We start from the raw sequence: 25,255 nt of genomic DNA on the forward strand, positions 1-25,255 counted from the left end.
CTCGACGACCGCCGTCCAGCTAGGCGTCTCCGATCGCCTGGATGATACGATACGCGGCACCTACATCGCGCTCGACGACGGCGGAGGTAAAGCGTTCGATGATGGCGCGCAGGCGATAGGTCGGTGCCGTCGCCGCGCTCAGCAACGGGCCATCGATCAGGCGACTGCCCCATTCCACGCCCAGACGCTGCGCTTCGTCATCGGCGCCGACGACGATCGACGGGAAGGGCAGGCCGATCTTCGGCGCCGCGAAATGACGCTGGTGCAAGCGCGTGCCCTCGGGAGCGACCAGCAAGGCGCCGACAACGTTCGCGGTATAGGCTTTCGGCGACAGTCGCGCCCACCATGCGGCGGCCGCGCAGGCACTGCCCTGCGCCAGAAGCATGACCGCACGATCGGACGCCGATACGGCGGCATCGATCCGCGCTGCCAGCGCCGTTCGCTCGGCAGTGGTACGGCTGCGAACAGCGATCTGCTGCGCATCGCCAAACCGCGGAAATTCTCGGAACCGCTCGAATATGGAGACGGCCTTGTCGGGGACGAGCGCGACGAGCGTCAGCCGGTGACTATCCAGGACAGCAACAGACACAATCCGGTCTCCCTTTCCAAGAACGCATAAGCTGCCTTGTTCTGTTCACCGATGCAACGCAGCGTTTCGGATACGCGCCAGACCGTTCTATCCTGGGTTTCGGCTGAGATCAGGGCGATTAGATTTCACGCGATATGTCACCACATCCTGCAAAGCGGTGCTTTCCCCCATTCCGACTCAGTTAGATCCCTCAGCCTGGGCTGACGGGCGCGCCTACGAGCGCACCGTCAGCGTCGCGCGGACCGTCCGTCCGGTTCCGGGCACGATCCACAAGGCGCTGTACGAACTGTCAGCGTAGATCGTGTCGAACACATTGTCGATTTCGCCGCGGATTCCGATCCAATCGGTGACCGCATAGTCCGCCGCCATGCGGACCTTGGCATAGGCCGGAAGCTGCAGGCGGCTCGCATCGATCGTCGCTGCGCGACGCGACTGGTAGGTGACGCCGGCATTGGCGCGCAGCCGTGCGAACAACGGGCCCGAGACGAACGCCGTCGCCTGATGCTCGGGCACGTTCAGCACCGCGGTCGTCGACAAGGCGCGATCGTCCGAGCGGGCATGGACCCAGGCGTAATTGCCGACCAGTCGCCAGCCACCGGGCAACGAGGCCGACGCGTCGAGTTCGATGCCGCGGCTCGACAGCTCGCCGACCGGCGCGAGGAAATTGGCGTCGGTCGGATCGGTGGCGAGGATGTTGTTCTTTTCGATCGAGAAATAGGTCACCGTGGCGTCGATTCCCGGCCAGCGCGCGGCGACGCCGGTTTCCCAGCCTTGGCCGCGTTCCGGCGAAAACGCCGCGCCGTCGCGCCCGGTGCTGGAGTTCGCGCGGAAGGATTCGCCATAGCTTGCATGCACCGCGATGGTGTCGTTGACGCGGTAGCGCGCGGCGACCCGACCGTCGAACGGGCGATGCGACACGCGCGACACGGTGCCGTTGCGGCGATTGTCGTAGCGCTGCGTCCAGCGGTCGTAGCGCATGCCGCCGTTCAGTGTCAGCCGGTCGCCGATTTCCCACATGTCCTGCGCGTACAGCGTTATGGCCTCGCGATGCTCCTTCTGGCCGGTGAACGGCAGCAACGCTGCAGTCGTCGTACCGTAGACGGGCCGGCTCACGTCGATCTGATAAGGAAGCGTCACGCTCGGACTGCGTCGCCATTGCTGCTCGGTGAAGTCGAGCACATAGCCCTTGATGCCGAGCGCGGGCCGGTGGACGCCAGCGAGTCCGTCGATCCGTCCGGCGAGCTCGAGCCGGCCCGACAGATCGTCGACCGCGAAATCGCGGTAACGCCGTTGTCGCCACAGCGCAGGCCCGGCCACGAGCCGCGATTGCTCGGACGAGAAGCCGGTCAGCCGACCTTTGCGCCATGCCGCGCCCCCGTTCAGCGTCGAGTCGTCGCTGAGATCCTGAGTCGCCACCAGCTGTTGGCGCGTGTTGCGCGATACCATCCGCCCGTCGCTCGGTTCGCCATAGAAGCGGTCGCGCGGCACCGCCTCCGCATCGCCGTTCAGCGCGGGTACGCCGCGGTCGAACGGCGAGGCGAAGCGCAGCCATTCGCCCGTGTACGTCACGCGCGTCGCCCCTGAAGGCGCCCAGGTCAGCGACGGCGACACGACGGTGCGGCGCAAATCGACGAAGTCGCGATAACCGTCGCTGCGTTCGGCGGCGACGACAATCCGGGCGGCGAGTGCCCTTGACAGCGGCCCCGTCGCGTCGACTGTGATTCGCGCTGTGTCGAACGATCCGTAAGTGAGCGTAGCAGAAGAGCCGGGGGTGAAGGACGGGGTCTTCTGCACAATGTTGATGCGGCCCGCAGGATCGATCTCTCCGAACAGCGCGCCGGCCGGTCCTTTCAGCACCTCGATCCGCTCGACGAGCGCCGGGTCGCGCGGTGGCCCGAAGCCGCGATTGGCGAGAAACCCGTCGACATAATATTCGGCGCCGGTATCGGGCGTGCCGAGAAAGCCGCGGATCGCAAAATTGTCGCGCAGGCCGCCCAGGTTGTTCTGCCGGCTGATGCCGCTCACCAACTCCAGTGCGTCGTTGAGCCGCAGCGCGCCATAATCGTGGACCAGATCCGCCGCTATCGCCCGGCTCGATTGCGAGAGGCGCTCGGTGGCGAGGTCAGAGCCGATCCCGCGCTGAACTCTGTTGGCGCGATTGCCGAGGACGACGATGTCGCTGTCGCCGTCTCCGTCGCCGCTATCGTCGCTGCCCTGATCGGCCCCTGCATCTTCGGTGTCTTCGGCCGGCACGGGATCGCGTACCGGGGCCGAGGGAAAGCTCGGCAGCGCCGCCGCGACAGGGGCGACGAAGCAGCAGGGCGCTACGAAATAGAGGGGGACGGCGACGAGGGCCGGGCGCAGCGACAAGGTTGACCTCCCAGTAACAATATATCATTGCGCGTCGGGGGGAAACGAGACCATGTCAACCTTCATTGCCGCTGAACGCCCGAATGCACCGCCGGCCGCGCCGCCCGGATCGGGGTCGGCGACACCGGTTAGCCGTGGCACGCGGATCGAGTCGATCGACGGTCTGCGCGGTCTGGTTATGCTGTTGATGCTAGTCGATCACACCCGCGAATTCTTCTGTTATGGGCATCAGGTCGCCGACCCGATGGATCTGACCACGACGTCGCCCGGCCTGTTCTTTACGCGGCTGGCGGCGCATCTCTGTGCGCCGGTGTTCGTCGCATTGACCGGTCTGGCCGCATGGCTGTACGGCGCAGACAAACCCATGGCGGCGACGTCCGCGTTCCTGGTAAAACGCGGCGCGTTCCTGATCGCGCTGGAACTGACGGTCGTGGGGTTCGCCTGGACCTTCACCCTGCCGCCAGCGACGCTGTTTCTGCAGGTCATCTGGGCGATTGGCTGGTCGATGCTGGCGCTGGCCGCGCTGGTACATCTGCCGCGCGTCTGGGTCGCAGCGATCGGCGCGACGATTGTTGCCGGGCATAATCTGCTCGATCCGATCGCCTTTGCGGTCGGCGAGCCGGGCCACGCAATCTGGGCGGTGCTGCACGATCGGGGCTTTATCGATCTGTGGGGGGGCACGCGCGCGCGGACCTCCTATCCTGTGTTGCCGTGGGTCGGCGTCATCGCGCTCGGCTATGCGATCGGCCCCTGGTTCGCGTCGGCGATCCAGCCGAGGGTGCGGGTGCGCAGGCTGTGGATGCTGGCAGTTGGTTTACTGTCCGCGTTCTGCGTGGTGCGCGGGCTGAACGGTTATGGCGAGCCGAGTCCCTGGGTTGTGGGCGCGACCCCATCGCTGACCGCGATGTCGTTTCTGAACGTGACCAAATATCCGCCGTCGCTAGATTTTCTGCTTCTGACGCTGGGGACGGGATCGGCCCTGCTCGCGCTCTGGGACAGCCGTTCGCCGCGGCGGCTGGCGGTCTTGGGAAGCGCACCGTTGTTCTTTTACATCGTGCATCTCTACGTCCTGCATCTCGTCCAGATCGGTGCCGGTGCAGTCACCGGGACGACGGGCGCGGACGTGCCATCGATCGGCTGGATTTGGCTGATCGCGGCGGTCATGGTGGGGCCGCTCTGGTTGGTGACAGAATGGTTCGCGCGTGTGAAACGTGACAGCGGCCGGTGGTGGATGCGGTATCTCTGACGGCGTGGCTTCTAATGCGATGCTTCGGGATGCGAGCAATCCGGACGGTGTAGTGTGCCAGCGCGATCTACCGCCATCCACTGCGACCAGGCGATCTTCCGGTTCAAGTCTACGGCGTGAACCGGGCGTAGCGGGCGATGAAGTCGGCATGCCGTGGTAATGCTTGTGCGTTGCTCAGCGTTGTAGCGCGGATCTGCCTGAGAGCGTCCGCGACCCGGTCGGCGTCGAGTGCGTCGACGATCGGATCGTACCCGAGCGGCATGACGTTCTGGCCGAGCAGGACCTGGACCCAACTCGAGATGCCGAACAGTTCGTCGTCGTAGCGAAAGATCCGGCCCTTTTCACGGAACAGGTCGAGCTTACGCGTCAGGCTGGCGGGGACCGGCATCGTCCGGACGTGACGCCAGAACGCGGAATCGTCGCGTCGGGTGGCGTGGTAGTGGAGGATGATGAAGTCGCGCACCGAGGTGTAGGCGTCGCCCATCAGCCGGTTATATTCGTCGCGCTCGACCGCGCCCAACCGGCGGTCGGGGAACAGCGCGAACAGCTTCGAGATGCCGGTCTGGATCAGGTGGATGCTGGTCGATTCGAGCGGTTCGAGGAAACCGCCGGCGAGCCCGAGCGCGACGACGTTGCCGTCCCACATCTTCGCGCGCCGCCCGGCCTTGAAGCGGAGATAGCGCGGGTCCGCGGTCGGCCTGGCGTCGAGATTGGCGAGCAAGGTCGCGGTCGCCTCGTCGTCCGAGATGTGCGCGCTGGCGTAGACATGGCCGTTGCCGGTGCGGTGCTGGAGCGGGATCCGCCACTGCCACCCGGCCGAGCGGGCGGTGGCGCGGGTATAGGGCAGCAGCGGCGTGGAGGGCTCGGTCGGCACCGCGACGGCGCGGTCGCACGGCAGCCAGTGCGACCAGTCCTCGAACGGCACGCCCATCGTGTCGCCGAGCAACAGGCTGCGGAAACCCGAGCAGTCGATGAACAGGTCGCCGTCGACTGCGCGATCGTCGTCGAGCCTAACGGCGAGGACGTGGCCGGTCTCGGTATCGCGATCGGTGCCGGTGATCCGACCCTCGATCCGGACGACGCCCCCGGCTTCGGCACGACGGCGGAGGAATGCGGCATAGAGCCCGGCGTCGAAATGATAGGCGTGGGCGAGCGGGGGGCGGGTCGCCGGGTCGGCCAGCCCGAACCGGCCGAGATATGCGGCGACGGCGGACAGCGAATAGGCGTCGATGCCGCCGATGCCCGGGCGGTCGCGCAGGGCGAGCCAGAGCTGGTGGAACGCCAGCCCCTGGATGTCGCGGCCATGCCCGCCAAAGGCGTGCATGTAGCGATCGGTACCGGTGTCCCAGCCGACGAACTCGATCCCGAGCTTGAAGGTCGCGCCGGTCGCGCGGAGGAACTCGCGTTCGTCGACGCCGATCAGCTGGTTGAAGCCGAGGATCGGCGGGATCGTCGCCTCGCCGACGCCGACGGTGCCGATCGCATCGGATTCGATCAGGACGATCTTGCGCTGGCCGTCGTCGAGGAAACGGGCCGCGGCGGCCGCCGCCATCCAGCCGGCGGTGCCGCCACCGACGATGACGACCTTGCGGATCGGCGCGCGCGCGGCGGTCATCGGCGGCGCTCCAGTTGCGCAAGATAGGCGGGGTAGGGGGGCAGTCGGCCCGGCAGCGTGGCGATCCCCTCGACCAACCGTTTCAACGCCGACGCGGCGGTCGCGATCGGTGTCGCCGCGGCGATCGGATCGGGGCTGCGCGGGATCATGCCGAGCCCTAGCAACAGGCCATACCAGTCGTTCTTGTCGAAACTTTCGTCCTCATGGAACGGCAGCCGGCCGCGATGCGCGAATTGGTCGAGCGTGTGCGCCAAGCTGTCCGGTCGCGAGGCATGGCGGAGCGCCTTCCAGAATACGCCGCGGGTCCGGCCCGAGGCTAGCAGATACGCGGCCTGATAATCGCGGACGCGGGCCGCCTGCCGATAGGTGCGAGCATTATATTCTGCCAATTCCGTCGCTGCGCAGTCGCGACCGGGAAGCAGATCGATCGCGCGCAGGATCGCGGCATGCGCCAGATGCAGGTTCGCGTCCGCCAGCGGATCGAGCACGACCGCAGCGTCGCCGAGCGCGAGGACGTTGTGCATCCACGGATCGCGGCGGATGCCGGGCGCGATCGACACGACCTCGTCGCCTGCGGGCAGGATACGACAGGCGCTGGCGTCGGCGGTCTGGTCGGCGACATAGGCGAGGCCGACCAGCGTGCGATCGCGCAACGGCCGGGCGAACCGCCAGCCAGCGGGCAGCGCGACCAGATCGTCGGTCGGCGTCGGCGGCTGGACCGGGGCGGTGCCAAGCAGCAGACGATTGACCGGCAACGCACCGCGCCAATCCTCCCACTCGGCATCGATCGCCGACCGCAGCGGCGCGGCGGGCCCTCCGCAGTCGAGGTAGAGATCGGCGACAACACGGCGTCCGTCCGCGAGCGTCAGCGCCGCGACACCGCCGTCCGGGCGGCGATCGACACCGGCCAACCGACCGGCGATCGGGGTGATCTTCAGGTGTCGCGCGAGCGCCCGCAGCAGATCGCGGTAGCGCGGTGGATCGAGCCGCAGCGCATAGCCGAAATTGGCGAGCGGCGAGGCGCGATCGGTCGAGGGATGTACGAACCGGTCGGCCGCGGCGAGGACGGCGGCGGGCGAAAACGCGTCGAACCGCGCGACCTTTTCGTGGCGACGGACCGCGAGCCAGTGTTGGTGGAAAGCGCCCTGACCGATCGCGCCGCCGTGGTCGCCATGCGCGAGCACGATCGGGGCGGGGTTCGCGCTCCAGTCCGACAGGCGCGTACCGATCCGATGGGTGGTGCCGGCGGCGAGCAGGTCGGCCTCGCCGAGCCCGACCCGGTCGTGGAACGTCGCGATCGACGGCAACGTGCCCGGCATCCGATCGGCGAGCGCGGCGGGGTCGGCCGGCGTCTCGATCAGCGTGATCGCGAGACCGGGCAGCGCGCGCGCGAAGGCGATCGCGGCGGACAGGCCGACCAGCCCCGCGCCGAGGATCGCGACGCTGCGGATCGGCGCGCGACCTTCGCTTTCGGGTGCGCTCACGCAGGGACCGTGGCGTTGCGCTGGACGAGGAACGCAGCGTGATCGGGCATCGCCGCGGCGGTCGCGCCAACCTCGGTCCGCAGGTGCGCGACCGCGCGATCGAGCGCGTCGAGCGCCGGGCCGTCGGCGCGCTGATCCCATCCCGACGGCGTGATTCCCTGACCGAGATACACCGCGATCCAGCTCGGTTCGAGGAACAGCCCCTCGCTATAGTGCGTCACCCGGCCGGCGCGGCGGAATAGTTCCATCTTCTCGGCCAGCGTATCGGGGACCTCCATCGTCCGGACGTGGTTCCAGAAATCGGAATCGTCGCGGGTGGTGGCGTGGTAATGGAGGATCAGGAAGTCGCGGATGCGGTCATATTCCATGTCGACCATGCGGTTGAATTCGGTGCGATCGCGCGCCGAGATCCCGTCTTTCGCGACCCGCTGCGGAAACAGTTCGATCAACTGCGTGATCGCCATCTGCGCGAGGTAGATGCTGGTCGATTCGAGCGGTTCGAGGAACCCCGAGGCGAGCCCGACGCCGACGACGTTGCCGACCCAGCTGTTGCAGCGGCGCCCGGCGCGGAACTTGAGATAGCGCGGGTCGGCGAGCGGTGCCCCCTCGACCGACCCGACCAGCGCATCGGCGGCGGCCTGATCGCTCAGATGTGCGCTCGAATAGACATAGCCGTTGCCGACGCGATGCTGGAGCGGGATCCGCCACTGCCAGCCCGCGGGTTTCGCGGTGGCGCGGGTATAGGGCTCGATCGGCCCGGCGGGCGAGGCGCAGGGCATCGCGACGGCGCGGTCGCACGGCAGCCAGCGCGACCAGTCCTGCCACGGTTCGGCCATCGCGCCGCCCAGCAACAGGCTGCGAAACCCCGAGCAGTCGACGAACAGGTCGCCCTCGATCGTCTCGCCTGAGTCTAGCCGGACTGCGCGGACGTCGCCGGTTTCGGGGTGCTGATCGACCGACGTGATCCGTCCCTCGACGCGGTGCGTGCCCAGCCCCTCGGCGAAGCGGCGCAGATAGGGGCCGAACAGCGTCGCATCGAACTGATACGCATAGCCGAAGCTTCCCGCGAGTTCGTCCGCGTCGCTAACTGGAACGGCGAAGCGCGCGCGCTTTGCAGCGGCCACCGCGACCGAATAGTCGCCGATCGGCCCCACCCGCCCGGCGGCGGCGAGCCGCAGCCAATAATGGTGGAACCCGACATCGTTGAACGGTCGGCCGAACGTGCCGAACGGATGGATATAGCTGCCGCCGATCGCACCGAAATCGCGGAAGTCGATGCCGAGCTTGAAGGTGGCATTGGTGGCGCGCATGAAATCGGCCTCGTCGAGCCCGAGCCGCTGCACGAACGCGCGGATATGCGGCAGCGTCGCTTCGCCGACTCCGACGATGCCGATGTCCGCCGATTCGACCAGCGTCACGGTGCAGGCGGTCGGCAGGATGCGGATCAGCGCCGCCGCGGTCATCCACCCCGCGGTGCCGCCGCCGACGATCACCACGCGCGTTCGGTCGTTCGGTATCATGATCCTCTCTCTACCCTTTCGTTTGCGAAAGTGGGTGCCAAAAATAGGGCTGCGACAATGGGGCCGATCCGAGCCTGTTACAGATTAGCCACAGTCGAGCAACGTTCGACACATTCGTATACCAATTTGGGTTATTGAACTTGTGGCGATAAAAAAGGCCTCGTAACGCACGCTTAGCGTGATTGATGAACGATCGCGGCAAAAGGGGAAGCCCGATTCGAACGCCTGCTTGATAAGCGGCGGAGGTCGGGTTCGTGGATGTTGAAGGGGTCAATAATGACAGTTGGTACGTCGTCGCGGACGGTCGGTCTCGCGTATCGCATGTTTGGCGCGAGCGTCTCCGCACTGGCGATCGCGTTCGTCGCGCAGCCCGCGTTGGCGCAGGTCGCCGATCCTTCGACCGACGCGCAGGCGGCACCCGCGCCCGCGGGACCCGGTGTTGCCAGCACCACGTCGGGTTCGGCCAGCCTCGACACGGCGACCGCCGGAACCGCGCCGGGTTCGGCCAGCAACACCACCGGTACGTCGGGCGCGTCGCAGGGTGCCGGCAATCCGACCCCCGATACGCAGCGCGACGAGATCGTCGTCACGGGTATCCGCCAGAGCCTCGCCAACGCGCAGAGCATCAAGCGTAACTCCGACACCGTCGTCGACGCGATCACCGCAGAAGACATCGGCGCGCTTCCCGACCGTTCGGTCAATGAAGCGCTGCAGCGCGTCCCCGGCATCTCGATCAGCCGCTTCGCCGCTCCCAGCGACTCCGCGCATTATTCGGCGCAGGGCTCGGGCGTCGTCATCCGCGGCCTCAGCTATGTCCGTGGCGAGTTCAACGGCCGTGACGCCTTCGCGGCCGGTGGCGGTCGCGAGATCGGCTTCAACGACATTCCAGCGGAAATCGTCGGCTCGGTCGAGGTGTTCAAGAACCTCACCGCCGACCTGGTCGAGGGCGGTATCGCCGGCACCGTCAACATCAACACGCGCAAACCGTTCGATTCGAAGAAGGACCTGTTGTTCCTCTCGGCCGGCATGAACCTCGGTGATCTCGAAAAGCGCGGCGCGCCGCAGTTCGTCGGGCTTGTCTCGAAGCAGTTCGACCTCGGTAGCGCAGGCCGCTTCGGCATCCTCGCCAGCGGCACCTATCAGAAGCTCTACAGCCGCTCGGACTCGGTGTTCATCTCGTCGATGCTGCCGCGCTACAACGACGACAAGAACGGCAATGGCGTCCAGGATGCGGGCGAAGGTCGCGTGCTGAATGCCGGTACGCCGTTCCAGTCGACGCTGTTCGATACCTTCCCGCTGCCCGCCGGTCGCAACGTGGTGTACGCGCCGCTGGGCGCAGGCTCGCGATCGCAGGATTTCGACCGCACGCGCATCGGCTATTCGGGTGCCGCGCAGTATGAGAACGCGTCGGGCAACCTGCTGGTCACCGCGCAGTTCGTGCGTGCCGAATCGACCGACGACTGGATCGAGCATACCGTCGAGCCCAACGTCTATTACGGCGATGCCAACACGGTATTCCCGGTCGGCGGGTCGGACTTCACCTATGACGACGATGGCGTGTTCACGAGCGGCACGCTCGGCAAGCGGACCGGCGCGGTGCAGGGCAATGGCCCGAACGGCTACGGCGTGCTGTCGCAGTTCGCACCGAACGGCGTGTTCACGACAGAGTCCAACCGGCACTTCTTCTCGAAGTCGATCTCACAGGACCAGTCGCTCAACATCAAGTTCGAACCGATCGATCGCCTTCACCTGAATTTCGACGGTCAGTATGCGACGTCGAAGGTCAAGGTGCGTGACGACATTCTCGACACCGCGACGTTCAGCCAGACCGCGATCGATCTGCGCGGCAGCGTGCCGCAGATCACCTCGATCACGCCTGGCTTCGATACGACCAGCTATTTCGCCAACCCGAACTCGGTGTATTTCCGCGATGCCTTCAACGGGCGTCAGGACAACAAGGGTCACGAATGGGCGTTCCGCGGCGACGCGCAGTTCGACGTCAGCGATCACGCGTTCCTGCGCAACCTTCGCGTCGGCGGGCGTTACGCCGACCGCAAGCAGACCGTGCAGGCGGTCGACTATAACAACTGGGGCTATCTGTCGGAAACCTGGTCGGCGAAGGGCCCGGTCAGCTACGCCGCGCTCGGCCAGGACGAGCAGAGCCTGCACAGTTTCACAAACTTCTTCCGCGGCGGGACCAACACACCGCCGAGCACGACGTTCGTGTCCGACGATATCCTGCGCGATCACGACGCGTTCACCGATCTGTTGCGCAAGGTCACCGCGCTGGGCGGCGGCACCTACACGCCGGCCGAGGACCGCAAGACGGCGGATGGCAGCCCGCTGATCGACGGGGCGTATCTGCCGAGCGAAATCTATCGCAATCGCGAGCGGACCTATGCGGCCTATGCCCGCGCCGATTTCGGTGTCGACGATTTCGGCAACGGCATGAGCCTGACCGGGAACGTCGGTATCCGTTTCGTCCGGACCAAGGACGATTCCGACGGCGCGATCACCTATCCGCAGCAGAACACGATCTTCGATCCGACCAATCTCGGCCTCAACCCGGCCGGCGTCGCGTATCCTCAGAATTTGGGCGGTTTCTGCCAGTCGCAGATCGACAAGCCGCCCTCATCGGGATCGATCGCGGTGATCTGTACCGTTCCCGCGGCACAGCAGGCGGCGATCCTCGCCTACGCGAACGGCGGCTCGACGCCGGATGTCGCCAAGCAGAAGTTCAACTTCTGGCTGCCGAGCGCGAACGTGAAGCTTCAGGTCACGCCGACCCTGCTGTTCCGCGCGGCCGGTTCGAAGGCGATCTCGCGGCCCAATTTCGGCGATTTGCGCAACTATGTCGGTGTCGGCGCGTCGGGCGGCAATTCGGCCGGCAACTTCCAGTTCGCCGCGCAGTCGCGCAATCCCTTCCTCCGCCCGGTTGAGGCGCTTCAGTTCGACCTGACCAGTGAGTGGTATTTCTCGAAGGTCGGTTCGCTGACCGCGACGCTGTTCCAGAAGACCTTGTCGAACATCATCGTCGACAATTTCGGCTATACGCGCACGCTGACCAACAACGGCCAGACGTTCGACGTGCAGGTCAGCGGCCCCGCCAACGTCAAGGGCAAGTCTCGGATCAAGGGTGCCGAAGTCGCGTACCAGCAGACCTTCGACTTCCTGCCCGGACTGCTCAGCGGTCTCGGCATGCAGGCGAACTACACCTTTGTGAAGGCGGGCAAGATCCCCAACCCGGTGCCCGCCAACGGCGCCGCGGATGGCAGCCGTCCGCCGCAGGATGTCGCCGGCCTCTATGACAATCTGCCGTTGCAGGGCCTGTCGAAGCACACCGTCAACGTCGCGGGCTTCTACGACAAGGGCGCCTTCTATGCCCGCGTCGCGTACAGCTGGCGCTCGAAGTTCCTGCTGACCAACCGCGACTGCTGCTTCCCGTTCCTGCCGGTCTTCGCATTGCCGACCGGTCAGCTCGATGCCTCGGCGTTCGTGACGGTGAACGAGCATTTCAAGCTCGGCGTGACCGCGTCGAACCTGCTCGACGAGACGACCAAGACCAACTTCCTGTTGAACGGTGCCGGCCTCGAAGCGCCGCGCAGCTTCTTCAAGAACGACCGGTCGTACACGCTGTCGGCGCGCATGACCTTCTAAAGTAGCGCGATCGGAAGCCGGGGATTACACGCACGCGATGAGTGAAATCTCCGGCCTTCCTGTCGCCGAAACCGGTGCGATCGATGCGGCGCGGTTCGAAACCGAGATCGCGCACGGGTATCGTCCGGTGGTGATGCGCGGACTGGCGGCGGATTGGCCGGCGGTGCGTGCAGCCCGGATGTCAGACCGCGCGATCGGCGAGCATATCGTCTCGTTCGACGGCGGGCGCTCGGCCGACGTGATGGTCGCGCAGGCTGCCGTGCGCGGGCGGTTCTTCTACGACGAGGCGCTGACCGGGTTCAATTTCGAGCGTGCGAAGGCGCCGATCCCGACGCTGGTCGAGCAGGTGCTGGCGCTTCAGACGGTGCCGGGCGCGCCGGCGATCTATGCGGGGGCTGCGGCGGCGGGCGAGTTCCTGCCGGGCTGGGCGGAGGCGAACGTCCTGCCGCTGCCGACCCCCGACGCGGTGCCGCGGGTGTGGATCGGCAACCAGAGCCGGGTGTCCACGCATTACGACGTATCGAGCAACGTCGCGGTCGTGGTCGCAGGCCGGCGACGGTTTTGCCTGTTTCCGCCCGAACAGGGACCGAACCTGTATGTCGGGCCGCTCGACGTGACGATCGCCGGCCAGCCGGTGAGCTTGGTCGATCTCGAAGCGCCCGATCTCGAGCGATATCCCCGGTTCGCCGAGGCGCGGGCGCAGATGCAGGTGACAGTGCTGGAGCCGGGCGATGCGATCTTCATCCCGTCGATGTGGTGGCATGACGTCAAGGCACTTGGGCGGTTCAACGTCCTGGTCAATTACTGGTGGGGGCAGGCTGGTGCAGCCTCGCCATTCCCTGCGCTGATCCACGCGATCCTGGCGATCCGTGACTTGCCAGAGGGCGAGCGCGCGGCGGTGCGCGGCTGGTTCGACCAGTATGTGTTCGGGGATGAGGCGCAGGCTGCGGCCGCGCACTTGCCCGAGGCGATACGGGGTGTGCTGGGGAGCCCGTCGCCGGAGCGGACCGACGCGATCCGCGGGTATCTCGCGCGGACGCTTGAGCGGCTGTAGCGTAATCCGACGATCCTCCCCCGCCAGGGGGAGGTGGCGCCGAAGGCGACGGAGGGGGCGGACACGAAACAGTGGTTTTCCTTACCTCCCCCTCCGTCTGGCAAGCGCCAGCCACCTCCCCCTGGCGGGGGAGGATTATAATTGTCTTAGCGCCCCCGCGTCGCGTCGAGGAACGCGGCGGTCCAGACCAACGGCGCGTTCCAGTTGATCGCGACTTCGTTGACGGTGAAGGCGCGGTAGTCGTCGATCCAGCAGGTTTGCGGCGCGCAACCGTGCATCGGGCCGGCCTCGTTCGCCGCCGCCGAGTTCGGACCGCCGGACAGCACGCCGGTCGGGGGGGCGGGGTAGCGCTTGTCCGCCGCGGCGGCCCAGAAGCGGTGGTGCGGGTGCTGCATCGGGCGCGTGCCGATGCCCGTGACGTAGGAGCGGTCGAGCGGGTTGCGGCCGAGGACGTAGTCGAGGCTTGCCACCACCGCGTCGCGATAGGCGGGCTTGCGGTCGATCTGCCACGCGACGCCGAGCACGATCGCGCGGTTGAGGATCGCACTGTTCGAGCCCCACGGGTATATGGTGCCACCAAAGGGTATGCCGTAGCCGCTCTGCTTGCCCTCGGCGACGAAACCGTCTGCGAGCGCGATGATGCGGCTGCGAAGCGGCGTGCGATCGGCGGTCGGGAGCGCGCTCGGGACGGTCGCGAGCGTCAGCGCGCCGGCGAGTTTAAGCGAGCCCCAGCTGATGCCGTCGCCGGGATCGGTGAAAATGTGGTCAGTGCGCAGCCGGTCGAGGAACGGCTTTTCCCCCGTCGTGGCGTAGAGTTGCGCAGCGGCAAAGCTGAATTCGTCGCTTACGTCGGGGTCGCCATAGCCACCGCTACCGGTGAAGTCCGAGCTGGTGAGGAGGGCGGGGTGGCGTAGCGCCGCCGCCCAACCGCGTCGCGCCGCGGTGAGGCATTTGGCGGCGAATACGGGGTCGATCGTTCGCCAGATCCGCGCGCATTGGGCCGCGACGCCGACCATGTTGAGCGTCGCCGCGGTCGAGGGTGGGTAAAGGAACCGGCGTTCGTGGTCGTCGGCGGGGGCGGTCGGGAGTCCGGTCCAGTGCTCGTCGGCGATCTTGGTATGGACCAGGCCGCCGGCGTCGATCGTCTCGAACCGGGTGATCGGCTTGCCCGCGACGCCGGCATCGGGCGCGACCGCGAGCTTGGTCCCGTCGGGAATCTGCATCGCGAGCAGGAAGGCAACTTCGACGCGCGCTTCGTCGAGCAGGTCGTCGACGCCGTTGGCGCGCTCGGGCAGCGCAAGGCGACCGTCGGCGAATGCGCGCGCGTCCCCGAACGCGGCGAGGCGCTCGTGAAGATCAAGCAGGGTCCAGGTCGAGACGCCGCCGTTGACGACGTATTTCCCCTGGTCGCCGGCATCGTACCAGCCGCCGGTCGCATCGAGCTTGTACGCACAACCGGGCCATTTGACGCCCTTCGGGTCGGTGCCGGCAAAGCAGGTGGCGATGTCGGGGGCGTGGCCGGCGGCGCGGGCGAGGTCGGGCCGTTCGACGAATGCAGGCAGGATCGGGACGCCGCTGCGTTGCTGATAGAAGAACGCCATCGCCGCAGTCGCGACCGGCGCGAACGGGCGGGCGGTGATCGCGAACGGGTGGCTAACGCTGGTGCCGAAGTGGAGACGGTAGCCGGTGCCGGGGGCGTGGAGCGAGCCGAAATCGATCCGGTGGACGCGCTCGCCCGACGCCGCGTCGGGGCCGACCGGGATTGTCTTACCCGATGCGACGATCTTGCCGGTCGCGTCGGTCAGCGTCCAGACGACCGGTGTCGACGATGCGGACGGCAGGACCGCCGTCTTCGGGCCGTAGGTCTCGAACCCGGCCTGGTCGATGCGGATCGGCGCGGGCGGGACTTGGGCCGCGGCGGTGGCCAGCAGGACCGCCGCACCACCGAGCACGAGGCGCGCGCGCGAAGAAAAGCCTGTCGACATCATCGTCCCGATCATGTGGTTATTTCTTTGTCCAAAGGGACGGGTGCGCGTCGATGTATCCCGCAAGTGCGCTGGTAATTCGCGCGTCGTCGGCAGTCGACGGGTGGGCGTGGCAGCCGGTGAAGGCGAGGCCGGTGACGGGGATGAAGGTCACGTTGCGTTCGCCCTCAACCTTCAGGCGCGCGGCGACCTTAGCGACTTCGGCCGCAATCTCGCCGTCGGCCATGTCGGTTGCCCACAGGACGACATGCGCGTCGGGATCGCGGGCGCGGAGTCGTTTGACGAAGTCGACGTAGTGCGTTTCGTACTCGGCGTGGAGCGCGTCGCGCGTCTTCCACGGTTCGGTGGCTTTCAGCGGCGTGGTGAAGTCGTTGGTGCCGAGCGCGATGACGAACAGGCTCGGGTGCCAACTGGGATCGACGTAGCGCTTGGCCGACTTGAACAGCGTAAACGGGTAGGCCGCGGGAACGGTATCGCCGGGCGCGCCGTCATAGTTGCGGACGATCCCGCGGCCCGAGATCGCGTTGACCTGATAGTCGGCATCGTAGCGGCGGGCGGTCAGCGCGGGCATCGCGAGCGAGGTGTCGGTGGTCGCCCAGACCTCGTCCTGCGTGCAGTCGGGCTTGGTCGAGATGTTGCCGTAGCCGACGGTGTGGGAATCGCCGATGAACTCGATCTGGCGGGCGCGGACAGGTGCGGGGAGGGCGCGTGTTCCGGGTGCGGTGTAGAGGCCGCCGAAGACGGTGGGGGCGGCTTGGCTTTCGCTGGCGACGTCGACGCGGACGGTGTGGCGGCCGCGTCCGAGCCCGGCGACGCGGTATACGCCCGGCTTCGGCTTGACGAGTTTGGCGACGGTCGCGCCGTCGACCGAGATGCGGAGGATGACCTCACCGGTGCCGATTTTCAGGATTACCGCGGGGCCGCTGAACGCCGCCTCGAAATAGCTGCCCGGCCATTGGCGCGTGTAGCCATCTACGGTGCGCGCGACGCGGCCGCCGATATGCAGCGGGAGCGCGGCGCCCGGCTTGGTCGCGACGGGGGTAATCGTCGCGGGTTGGGCGACCGCTGCGCTCGCCGACAGCGAGGCCGCAGCGAGCAGCGCCAGGATCGTCTTCATGCCTTGACCTTCAACCATGCGGGAAGCTCGTCCTTGGTGATGTAGCGTTTCGAGGCGAAGTCGCGGCGCAGTTGGTCCGGCGTGTTCTGGTCGGCGCCGGTCAGCCAGCGCGTGTGCCAGGTCATGAACCACAGCCAGTCCGCCGAGGGACCGAGCAGCGCCGGATCGGGCACCGGGCCGTTCTCGTGCAGGCAGATCGGCAGCGTCTCGCCGACGATCGCCTTCACCTGCGCGAACAGGGCTGCGAGATTGCCGTGGTCGTTCGCGTAGATATCCGCCCCCGCGACATCGACCATCGCGCGGCCCGGATACCAGGCGGGGTCGACGTTCTGGCCGGCCCAGCCGAGCACCCAGATCAGGTTGTTCAGCCCGTGAACGCGCGTGAACTGGTCGTACATCAGCGCCCACAGCGCCTTGAACGCATCGGGGCCGTGCTTGCCCCACCAGAACCAGTCGCCGCTGAACTCGTGGAACGGGCGCCACAGGACAGGCACGCCGCGATCGCGCAGCACCGTCAGTAGGCGCGCGATCTCGGCCATCTGGCGCAGCATCGCGACGTTCTGCGGCGTGCCGGGTTTCAGCGCGGCGGCGACGTCGAAATCCTTCTTCGAATTCTCGTAGCCGGTGCCGACGTCCGGTGCTCCCCAGTGCCAGCACAACGTGACGATCCCGCCCGACCGCGCCCAGGCGGTGGCGCGGTCGTTGACCGCGGCGTTGTCGCGCGGGTCGATGTAATCCAGTCCGAGGATCGCGGGCAGCTTGCCGGCCACGCGCTGCAGATAGTCGAGTTCGCCGTTCGGATTGGCGGGCCCCGAGCCCTGTTCCTGTTGGCCGGTCAGCGTGGTCTTGCCGTACTGGCTCCAGAGATAGGCGTACAGGTGGCGCGCGGCGGGCGAGGCGTTCGCGTTGCTCAGGTTGCGGTTCGGAACGGCTGCGAGCGCTGGCACGCCGTGGAGCAGGCCGAGCGCCGCGGTCATGCCGAGCGTTTCGCGTCGGTTGAGCATCCCCGGTTTCGACATCAGAGCTTCGCCATCACGGCGGCATGCGCGCGGATCACGGCCTGCGTCGCGGCATCGCTGTCGAACACGCCGTACCAACCCTGCGGTTCGTGCGGCGGATCGCCCATGTACTGGAGGTCGCCGCGCTGGAACCGGTGATCCGCGTGCGGCGTGCGCGCCTCGCCGTTCCACGCCCAGAAGTTCGAGCCGGCAAGCGGTCCGCCGGCCTTCGCATTGGCCTCGATCGCAGCATAGATCTGGCGGTAGAAGCGGTCCTTGTAGACCGTCGTGATGGTCGGATCATACGCGGTCTTGCCGTCCCGCGGATAGCCGAACTCCTCGATCACCAGCGGCTTGCCGAGCGTCGTCGCGAGCCGGATGTGCGTGTCGATATAGTCCGCCACCTTCGCCGCGCCCGCGTCATAGGTGCCGGCGAGATCGCCCGCGTCCATCCAGCTCCAGTTGTTCGGCCAGATGTGCGTGGTCAGATAGTCGATCGACGGCGAGCGATGCGCGGCGAGCACGACGTCCTCGCGCTCGATCGAGCCTTTCAGCCCTTCCGACCCGGTCGAGACGAGGTGGTTGGGGTCGAGCGTCTTGATGTAGCGCGCGGTCTCGTCGATCCAGCGGTAGAAGTTCGGCAGATTGGGAACGGCGACCTTTTCCGATCCAGCCGGGCGGGGCTCGTTCGCCAACTGCCACGCCATGATCGTCGGGTCGGCGGCATAGGCGACACCGGAGACGGTGTTGATGCGCGTCACGACCGCGCGGATATAGTCGCGGTACATCGCCTGCGCCTGGCCGCTGGTGTAGAACGCGGCGTTCCAGTCGGCGAACTCGGGCCACGGATGCGCGGGGTCGTTCATGTTGATGTATTTGCCGCCGTTCACCCACGACAGATACGTCATCATACCGCCCGACCATTCCCAGAAGTTGGTCAAATAGATCACGCCGGTCATGTCGCGCTTCGCCATTTCGGCGAGCGTCCAATCGAGGCCCTTAAGAAGGTCCTCATTGTAGGTCGCGGTCTTGTCGCGGAAACCGGGGGTAATCGAGTTCTTGAGCGGCGACAGCTCCGCCGAGCCAAGGATCCGCAGATTGCGAATGCCGAGCGCCTGCAGCCGATCGAGTTCGCGCCCCAGCCGTGCACGGTTGCCATAAGCGGTCGGCGCGCCGAGCCACGCACCATACCAGATGTTCGCACCGGCATAGCGATACGGCTTGCCGCCGCGCTGGAACCCGGTCCCCTCGACGGTCACGAACCGCGACCCGGGCCGTGCCTTGCCCGTCTTTGCCGCGATCGCGCGGCCGGCCAGCAGCGCCGCGCCGGTTATCGCCAGGCCTGATCCAAGCAAGAAGCGTCGGTTGATCATCGTAAGTGCACCTTGTTGGGGAAGCGTCTGGCAGGACGCGATCCTACTGCATTCGCACCGTTATTTGGAATAGGTTGGCGCTGCATCGAGCGCTAGCGCCTTATCGTCAATCGGGTGCGGCCGCGGCGGCCCTGCGAGTGCACGCAGATTCCCAGTTCGAAACGCAAATCAAGAAAGAGCTGCGGCGGTTCTTGACTCATAAATCTACATATGTAGGTTACGGGCATGACCCGCGATCGACGCCCCTCGAAACAGATGCTGACCCTGCTCGGTGCCTTGTCGGAGCAGGCGCGAGACTGGCGCCACGGGTACGACCTGATGAAGGCGACCGGCATTTTGTCGGGGACACTCTACCCGTTGCTGATGCGGATGACCGAGCAGGGGATGCTGGAGGCCGAGTGGCGCGAACCGGTGCAAGCGGGGCGGCCGCCGCGGCATGCCTATCGCCTGACGGCTGCGGGGCTGGCGCTCGCGCGATCCGTCGCGGACGAGGACGTCCGGTCGGTCGGCGGGCGCGTGCCGATATGATCGAAGCGCTCGCACGGTGCCTGATGCGGGTCGCGATCCGCTGCCTCGGTGATCGCCGCCGCGACTGGGGCTTTGCGATGCAGGGCGAATTCGAGGTCGCGATCGACGACGGCAAGCCGTTGTCGTTCGCGCTTGGCTGTCTGCTCGGCGCGTGGCGCGAGATGCCGGCGCATGCGGAAGGGCGCTTCGTCCTCGCCAACTACACGCTGGCGCTCGGTCTGGTCCTGCCGATCGCGGCGCTGTTGATCGCGGGCGCGATCATCGGCTTTCCGTATCTCGATTTCGGGCAGAACGACATCGTCGGCATCCTGACGCTCGATGGCGCGCCAACGACGCTCCTCAACGACGGCAACCGCGCGGCAGCGTCCTCGCTGTCGCTGGTCGTGATCCTGCTGGCCGGCACGAGCGTCCTCGTCGCGTGGGCGATGCTCGACCGTGAATGGGAGCGTGTCGGCGCGATCGAGCGGTTTACCGCGGCGGCGACACTGACGTTGATCGTGTTCGTCGGACTGCTCGGTTTCGATGAAACGCGCATGGCGTTGCCGATCATCGGCCTCGTGGTGCAACACATCGCGATCCTGCTGCTCGCGCACTGGCATTGGCGGCTCTGCAGGAATGGATCGATTATCGACCATACCGCCGATGTGTAGAGCGTTGACGAGCGCCCCGGTCGCAGTCGACACCCGCTGAGTGACGCTGGCGGCGATCCTCCTGAGTTGGTTGGCCGCGGGTGCCGGCCAGTCGCCGCCGCCGCCAGCGGTCAATGCTACGACGGATACACAGGCGAAGACGGGCGCCGGTGCATCTCCCGACCAGTCCGCGGCATCGGACAGCGATCCCGAAATCGTGATCCTCGGCCGCCGCGGCGCGGTCGATACCAGCTTTCAGCCGCTGGCGACGCTGGATGCGGCGGCGATCTCCGCGACCGGGGCCACCTCGATCGGCGAACTGCTCCGCACCATTCGCGGCGTAACGCAGTCGGGCGACGGGCAGGAGCCGATCTTCCTGCTCAATGCCCAGCGCGTGTCGGGGTATCAGGAGATCGGCAACCTGCCGCCCGAAGCGCTCGATAAGGTGGAGGTCTTTCCCGAGCCCGTCGCGCTCCGATATGGCTATCCGCCGACGCGACGGATCGTGAATTTCATTACCAAGCGGCGCTTCCGCCAGCTCGCGTTGAAGCCCGCCGTCGGCACGTCGACGCGGGGGGGCGCCGACACCGTCAACGGCCATCTCGATTTTACCCGGCTCCACGACGACGGCAGGCTGACTCTGTCGCTCGACGCGCGGCATAGCGATGCGCTGCTGCAATCGCGGCGGCGCGTGCTGCCCGATCCGGATGTGCCGTTCGACGCGCGCGGCAACATCACCGGTGTGGGGGCGGGGAGCGAGATCGACCCCGCCTTGTCCGCGCTCGCGGGCCAGGTCGTGACGATCGTGCCCGTCCCGGCCGCGCCCGTCGCTGCGGGCGTCGGGCTGGGGCGTTTCGTCGCGCAGGCCAATCGGCCGCGACTGTTCGACCTGTCGTCGGTGCGCACGCTCGCGCCGTCGAACGATACGCTCCACGGCGAGGCGGTGATCGCCAACCGGATTTGGCGAACGGTGTCGGGATCGTTGACGCTGACCGCCGACCACAGCCGCGAGACGACCATATTCGGGCCGGCCAGCACGACGCTCGTCGTTCCTGCCGGCAACCCGTATTCGCCGTTCGCGAACGACGTGCTGCTCCAGCGCTACCTCGTCGAGGCGCCGCCGCTCCGTCAGCGTACCACGACCACCACGCTCCACGCCGGTGGCGTCGCCCGCGGCGCCTGGCGCGGCTGGCAATGGGACCTGACCGGTACGCTCGATACGCAGCGCAAGACCGGGGTGGTCGCCAAGGGCATCGACGTCACCGCGGCCAATGCGGCGATCGCGGCGGGTGCCGATCCGTTCCAACCGTTCGATCCCGCGCTGGTCGCCGGCCGTCTCGTCGATCGGACCGCGCAGTCCACCTACGGCGCCGGCACCAAGTTCGTCGCGACCAATCGCCCGCTCCGCCTGCCCGCCGGGCGCGTCACGCTGACCGCGACGGCAGAAGCCGAGCAGGTCGGCACGCACAGCAGGACGCGCGGGCCCACCCCGTCGGCGGTCGCATTCGGCCGCAGCCGGATCGAAGGCGCGGTCGCACTCGATCTGCCGATCACGTCGCGGCGCGAGGACGTGCTGCCCTGGATCGGCGACGTGTCGGCGACCGTCTCCGCGGCCACGCGCCACGTCGAAGGGTTCGGCGCGTTGACCGATACGACGCTCGGGCTGAACTGGACGCCGTTCACCGGGCTTCAGCTGTTGGCGCAACTCAATCGGTCGGCCGCTGCGCCGACGCTGGACCAGCTCGCCGCGCCGCAGGTTTCGGCGCCTCAGGTGCCGCTGTTTGATTTCGCGACCGGCCGCTCGACGCTGACCACGGTCGTTTTCGGCGGCAATCCGCTGCTGGTCGCCTCGCGTCGTCGTACGCGCTCGATCGGCGCGACCGTGAAGCCGCTGGCCAAAAGCGAGCTGCGGATCGGCGCCACCTACGAGCTCGCGGAGATCCGCAACGGCGTCCAGACGATCTATGCGCTGAGCCCGGCGACCGAGGCGGCGCTGCCCGATCTGTTCGTCCGCGACGCCAATGGCGCACTCGCATCGGTCGCGTTCCGTCCGATCAACGTCTTGCGCGAACGCCAGCGAACCTTGAACCTCACGGTCGCCGCCAGCGGCCAGATCGGCCGTGCCAGGCCCGCGACGACGCCCGGCGGCCAACCGCCCGATCGCCCCAGCTATTATGGCGGGATCGGGCCGACGATCCGCTTTTCCGACCGGTTGCAACTTCGTCCCGGCACACCGACGCTGGACCTGATCGCGGGCGACACGGTGTCGGGCGGCACGACACAGCGGCTGGCCGGCTATGGCTATGGCGGGGTGAACTATCGCGGCAATGGCGGCACTTTCGACTTCTACTGCACCGGCCGCGCCGATGTGCGCGGGCCGGTCGCCGCCTCGACGCTCCGGTTCGAGCCGCTGTGCAAGCTGAACGTCACCGGGTCGGTCGGCGTTCATCATTTCCTGCCGCAGCAACGCTGGGCTCGACATCTGGTGTTCAAGCTCGAAATCGCCAACGTCACCGACGCACGACAGCGGGTGCGCGATGCCAACGGCGTCGTTCCGTATCGGTACCAGCCGGACCTGCTCGACTCGGTCGGGCGCAGCGTCGTGGTGTCGCTCCGCAAACTGTTCTGACAGCGCGAGCGGGAGCACGAGCAAGAGCCGCCAAGCGGACAGGCCAGGCGTCGCGTCATCCCGCGCCCGATTGACCTGAGCCGGCGTTTGCGACCATCAGTCCGACGATGACCAAGACCAAGGGGCGCCTCGGCGCACATGCCCGCGCCAATATTCAGCCGCGGCCGACCGCGGCCGAACTCGAAGCCGCCAAGCGCGACGTGGCTCAGATCGAAGGGCGTCTTCGCGACCTCGCGGCCGGGCACCCCTCGGTGAAGACGTGGAAGGCGCGCCTGCGTCTGGCGCAAGCCGTGATCGCGCGTGCTCCACGCGAGTAGCGTGACGCCTCACCGATGTGCCGTCCGCAGCGCGCGTGATCGTCGTCCGCGACGTCCGAACGCGGTCGGGGACAGGGGCCGATCCCCCCGGCCGGAGGGTTGGCGGCACGCCCCCGGGCCCCTAGAGCGATCGGGTCTCATAAGGGGGGATCGATGACCGCTACCACCACACCGACGCAGACCCGCGCCCGTGTCGCTCTGGCTGCGGCGGTGGCCCTGATCGCTCTGTGGATCGGGTCGGCGTTCGTTCCCGCCATCCTATGGGCGGCGGTGGTGAGTATCGCGGTCGAGCCGCTGCGCGTTCTCCTGCTGCGGCGGTGGCCCGGGCGCCACACGCTTGTCGCCGCGCTGATCACGCTGGCCGTCATCACGATCGTGGTGGCGCCGCTGGTGATCGCGGTCACCCGCGCGGTCACCGAAGTCGACGGAATCACCGCCTGGATCAATGGCGCTCGCGCCCACGGCGTGCCGGTCGCCGCCTGGGTGGCAAATCTGCCGGTCGGGTCGGCCGAGTTGTCGGCATGGTGGACCAGCCACCTGTCCACCCCGACCGCCGCGGCGGGACAGCTCGCGCGATTGAACATGGGGACCATCATCGAGCAGTCGAAGTCGGTCGGACACAATATCGTCCAGCGCGCGGTGGTGTTCGCGTTCACCGTCCTGATGCTGTTCTTCGTCATCCGCGATCATGACGCGATCGGTGCGCAGCTCACGCGTGCGGTCGATCGCGCGTTCGGCGATGCGGGCCAGCGCATCGGCCGCCAGATCACGCTGTCGGTTCGCGGCACGGTCGACGGCGTCGTACTGCTCGGCCTTGCCCAGGGCGTATTCATGGCGGCGGTCTACGCCTTTGCCGGCGTGCCGCACCCGATCCTGCTGGGGCTTCTTTCGGGGGTCGGGGCGATGGTCCCGTTCGGGCTGATAGCAGTGATGCTGATCGCGCTCGCGCTGCTCGTGATCCAGGGCTCCGTCATTGCCGCCATCGTCGTCGGGATCGTCGGCGGCACGATGTCCTTCGTCGTGGATCACACCGCCAAGCCGGCGCTGATCGGCGGCGCCACCAAGCTGCCGTTCGTCTGGGTGCTTATCGGCATCATCGGCGGCGTCGAGACGATCGGCCTGCTCGGCCTGTTCGTCGGGCCCGCAGTGATGGCCGCGCTGGTCCTGATCTGGCGCGAGTGGGTGGCGGACGACACCAGCGTGGACAATGCCGTACAGTCCGCCGCGGATCCGAATGGGAATATTGGCGAGGTGTCACGATGATCTCTGCCGACGCTGCGGACAAAGCCGACCTGTCCGAACCTCCGTATTTCCCGAGGGTCAACGGCACGCCGACCTGTCGCTAGACCGATCGTACCTTGCAGGTTGGGCCCGCGGGGGGACGTTGGGACATCGTGATCTTGCGTCTGTAGCGCTGCGTACAAGATCGGAATTCGGGATGAGCGTGCAAGCAGACATCGTGGCGAAGGGCGGCCGACATGCGGTGATCCTGTGCCATCCCGATCCCCACAGCTTCAATCACGCGCTTGCGGATGCCTATTGCGAGGCGGTCCGCGGCGCCGGGCAGGAGGTCGTCGTGCGGGACCTGTATGCGCTCGGGTTCGATCCCGTGCTGAAGGCGGAGGAACGCCCGACGCTGGCCGCCCCGGTTCGATCGCCGGATGTCGCCGCCGAACTCGATATGCTCGCGGGGAGCGACGTGTTCGTGTTGATCTATCCGATCTGGTTCGGCTCCCCGCCGGCGATGATGAAGGGGTATATCGAGCGCGTGCTCGGCACCGGCGTGCGGCCTGATGCGGTGCAGAAGCGGCAGCGGACCGAGCTGCTCGGCGGCAAGCGGCTGCTGAGCTTCACGACGTCGGCGGCGAGCGACGTCTGGTTGAACGAGCAGGGGCAGGAACAAGGCCTGCGCAGTGTGCTCGATACGTATCTGGTGCACGCCTTCGGAATGCATGCGCAGGACCACAAGCGGTTCGATCACGTCACTGCCGACCTCGGCCAGCGGTTTGCGGACCAGTATTTTCGCGCGGTCGTCACACAGGCGCACCGAACCTGCGCGCAGATCACGTTTGGCGACGAGGCGCTACTCCACGATCCCGAGCTGGCGCGGCAAATCGCGCGCTGACCGCGATCTTTACCGATCC

Annotated in this window: 18 protein-coding genes; 9 read left to right on the plus strand and 9 right to left on the minus strand. The window is 67.1% G+C overall.

Annotated features, from left to right (window positions below; all coding sequences use genetic code 11):
- Nucleotides 1-19 precede the first annotated feature (19 nt).
- Both ACLBWL_RS08690 and ACLBWL_RS08695 read right to left on the minus strand, forming a co-directional pair.
- Nucleotides 20-589: an alpha/beta hydrolase gene (locus ACLBWL_RS08690; RefSeq protein ID WP_447792173.1), complete on the minus strand. Its 570-nt coding sequence runs from the start codon at nt 587-589 to the stop codon at nt 20-22.
- Nucleotides 590-802: 213 nt separating this feature from the next.
- A complete protein-coding gene (locus tag ACLBWL_RS08695) occupies nt 803-2,959 on the minus strand; it encodes a TonB-dependent siderophore receptor (protein ID WP_447792174.1) in 2,157 nt (718 codons plus the stop codon).
- 52 nt (nt 2,960-3,011) lie between these two features.
- On the opposite strand from ACLBWL_RS08695, the gene ACLBWL_RS08700 reads away from it, so the two are divergent.
- On the plus strand, nt 3,012-4,205 hold the full coding sequence (locus ACLBWL_RS08700; RefSeq protein WP_447792176.1) for a DUF1624 domain-containing protein: 1,194 nt from the start codon (nt 3,012-3,014) through the stop codon (nt 4,203-4,205).
- A gap of 109 nt (nt 4,206-4,314) precedes the next feature.
- Here ACLBWL_RS08700 and ACLBWL_RS08705 read toward each other — a convergent pair whose 3' ends face one another.
- The 3 genes from ACLBWL_RS08705 to ACLBWL_RS08715 are packed head-to-tail and all read right to left on the minus strand — an operon-like array spanning nt 4,315 to nt 8,824.
- The gene (locus ACLBWL_RS08705; RefSeq protein WP_447792178.1) at nt 4,315-5,820 is read right to left on the minus strand and encodes a tryptophan halogenase family protein; all 1,506 of its coding nucleotides are present in this window, start codon (nt 5,818-5,820) and stop codon (nt 4,315-4,317) included.
- Nucleotides 5,817-7,304: a tryptophan 7-halogenase gene (locus ACLBWL_RS08710; RefSeq protein WP_447792180.1), complete on the minus strand. Its 1,488-nt coding sequence runs from the start codon at nt 7,302-7,304 to the stop codon at nt 5,817-5,819. The genes ACLBWL_RS08705 and ACLBWL_RS08710 overlap by 4 nt, the downstream gene beginning before the upstream one ends.
- Nucleotides 7,301-8,824 (minus strand): tryptophan halogenase family protein, encoded by a 1,524-nt coding sequence (locus ACLBWL_RS08715; protein ID WP_447792182.1) that lies wholly within the window; start codon nt 8,822-8,824, stop codon nt 7,301-7,303. Before ACLBWL_RS08715 ends, ACLBWL_RS08710 begins: the two co-directional genes overlap by 4 nt.
- A 276-nt stretch (nt 8,825-9,100) precedes the next feature.
- Between ACLBWL_RS08715 and ACLBWL_RS08720 the strand changes: the two genes are divergently transcribed.
- Nucleotides 9,101-12,481, plus strand: a complete 3,381-nt coding sequence (locus ACLBWL_RS08720) for a TonB-dependent receptor (protein WP_447792184.1) — start codon at nt 9,101-9,103, stop codon at nt 12,479-12,481.
- 37 nt (nt 12,482-12,518) lie between these two features.
- Nucleotides 12,519-13,535 (plus strand): cupin-like domain-containing protein, encoded by a 1,017-nt coding sequence (locus tag ACLBWL_RS08725; RefSeq protein WP_447792186.1) that lies wholly within the window; start codon nt 12,519-12,521, stop codon nt 13,533-13,535.
- A gap of 146 nt (nt 13,536-13,681) precedes the next feature.
- On the opposite strand, the gene ACLBWL_RS08730 is transcribed toward ACLBWL_RS08725, so the two are convergent.
- From ACLBWL_RS08730 to ACLBWL_RS08745, 4 genes are read right to left on the minus strand one after another with little or no spacing between them, the layout of a single operon-like run.
- Nucleotides 13,682-15,535 carry a glycoside hydrolase family 9 protein gene (locus ACLBWL_RS08730; RefSeq protein ID WP_447792188.1) on the minus strand — a complete coding sequence of 618 codons (1,854 nt, stop codon included), beginning with the start codon at nt 15,533-15,535 and terminating at the stop codon, nt 13,682-13,684.
- 4 nt (nt 15,536-15,539) lie between these two features.
- Entirely contained in the window at nt 15,540-16,637 is a 1,098-nt protein-coding gene (locus ACLBWL_RS08735) for an SGNH/GDSL hydrolase family protein (RefSeq protein WP_447792190.1), read from the minus strand.
- Complete coding sequence (locus ACLBWL_RS08740; protein WP_447792192.1) at nt 16,634-17,656, minus strand: glycosyl hydrolase; 1,023 nt, start codon at nt 17,654-17,656, stop codon at nt 16,634-16,636. The genes ACLBWL_RS08735 and ACLBWL_RS08740 overlap by 4 nt, the downstream gene beginning before the upstream one ends.
- Nucleotides 17,656-19,008 carry a glycoside hydrolase 5 family protein gene (locus tag ACLBWL_RS08745; protein WP_447792194.1) on the minus strand — a complete coding sequence of 451 codons (1,353 nt, stop codon included), beginning with the start codon at nt 19,006-19,008 and terminating at the stop codon, nt 17,656-17,658. The genes ACLBWL_RS08740 and ACLBWL_RS08745 overlap by 1 nt, the downstream gene beginning before the upstream one ends.
- A 225-nt stretch (nt 19,009-19,233) precedes the next feature.
- On the opposite strand from ACLBWL_RS08745, the gene ACLBWL_RS08750 reads away from it, so the two are divergent.
- The 6 genes from ACLBWL_RS08750 (at nt 19,234) to ACLBWL_RS08775 (ending at nt 25,236) form a co-directional block, all read left to right on the plus strand.
- Nucleotides 19,234-19,536, plus strand: coding sequence for a PadR family transcriptional regulator (locus tag ACLBWL_RS08750; RefSeq protein ID WP_447792196.1), 303 nt, complete (start codon nt 19,234-19,236; stop codon nt 19,534-19,536).
- Nucleotides 19,533-20,186, plus strand: coding sequence for a hypothetical protein (locus ACLBWL_RS08755; RefSeq protein ID WP_447792197.1), 654 nt, complete (start codon nt 19,533-19,535; stop codon nt 20,184-20,186). Before ACLBWL_RS08750 ends, ACLBWL_RS08755 begins: the two co-directional genes overlap by 4 nt.
- 40 nt (nt 20,187-20,226) lie before the next feature.
- Nucleotides 20,227-22,794, plus strand: coding sequence for a hypothetical protein (locus tag ACLBWL_RS08760; RefSeq protein WP_447792199.1), 2,568 nt, complete (start codon nt 20,227-20,229; stop codon nt 22,792-22,794).
- A gap of 107 nt (nt 22,795-22,901) precedes the next feature.
- Complete coding sequence (locus ACLBWL_RS08765; RefSeq protein WP_447792201.1) at nt 22,902-23,111, plus strand: hypothetical protein; 210 nt, start codon at nt 22,902-22,904, stop codon at nt 23,109-23,111.
- Nucleotides 23,112-23,264: 153 nt separating this feature from the next.
- Nucleotides 23,265-24,374, plus strand: a complete 1,110-nt coding sequence (locus ACLBWL_RS08770) for an AI-2E family transporter (protein WP_447792203.1) — start codon at nt 23,265-23,267, stop codon at nt 24,372-24,374.
- 175 nt (nt 24,375-24,549) lie between these two features.
- The gene (locus ACLBWL_RS08775) at nt 24,550-25,236 is read left to right on the plus strand and encodes an NAD(P)H-dependent oxidoreductase (RefSeq protein WP_447792205.1); all 687 of its coding nucleotides are present in this window, start codon (nt 24,550-24,552) and stop codon (nt 25,234-25,236) included.
- The last annotated feature ends 19 nt before the right edge of the window (nt 25,237-25,255 follow it).

This window comes from Sphingomonas sp. M1A8_2b (assembly GCF_053345535.1).

Coding starts and splice junctions, on each gene's coding strand:
- ACLBWL_RS08775 (WP_447792205.1), top strand. CDS start 24,550: ATGAGCGTGCAAGCAGACATCGTGGCGAAGGGCGGCCGACATGCGGTG.
- ACLBWL_RS08735 (WP_447792190.1), bottom strand. CDS start 16,637: ATGAAGACGATCCTGGCGCTGCTCGCTGCGGCCTCGCTGTCGGCGAGC.
- ACLBWL_RS08725 (WP_447792186.1), top strand. CDS start 12,519: ATGAGTGAAATCTCCGGCCTTCCTGTCGCCGAAACCGGTGCGATCGAT.
- ACLBWL_RS08730 (WP_447792188.1), bottom strand. CDS start 15,535: ATGATCGGGACGATGATGTCGACAGGCTTTTCTTCGCGCGCGCGCCTC.
- ACLBWL_RS08770 (WP_447792203.1), top strand. CDS start 23,265: ATGACCGCTACCACCACACCGACGCAGACCCGCGCCCGTGTCGCTCTG.
- ACLBWL_RS08715 (WP_447792182.1), bottom strand. CDS start 8,824: ATGATACCGAACGACCGAACGCGCGTGGTGATCGTCGGCGGCGGCACC.
- ACLBWL_RS08755 (WP_447792197.1), top strand. CDS start 19,533: ATGATCGAAGCGCTCGCACGGTGCCTGATGCGGGTCGCGATCCGCTGC.
- ACLBWL_RS08745 (WP_447792194.1), bottom strand. CDS start 19,008: ATGATCAACCGACGCTTCTTGCTTGGATCAGGCCTGGCGATAACCGGC.
- ACLBWL_RS08740 (WP_447792192.1), bottom strand. CDS start 17,656: ATGTCGAAACCGGGGATGCTCAACCGACGCGAAACGCTCGGCATGACC.
- ACLBWL_RS08750 (WP_447792196.1), top strand. CDS start 19,234: ATGACCCGCGATCGACGCCCCTCGAAACAGATGCTGACCCTGCTCGGT.
- ACLBWL_RS08705 (WP_447792178.1), bottom strand. CDS start 5,820: ATGACCGCCGCGCGCGCGCCGATCCGCAAGGTCGTCATCGTCGGTGGC.
- ACLBWL_RS08720 (WP_447792184.1), top strand. CDS start 9,101: ATGACAGTTGGTACGTCGTCGCGGACGGTCGGTCTCGCGTATCGCATG.
- ACLBWL_RS08700 (WP_447792176.1), top strand. CDS start 3,012: ATGTCAACCTTCATTGCCGCTGAACGCCCGAATGCACCGCCGGCCGCG.
- ACLBWL_RS08765 (WP_447792201.1), top strand. CDS start 22,902: ATGACCAAGACCAAGGGGCGCCTCGGCGCACATGCCCGCGCCAATATT.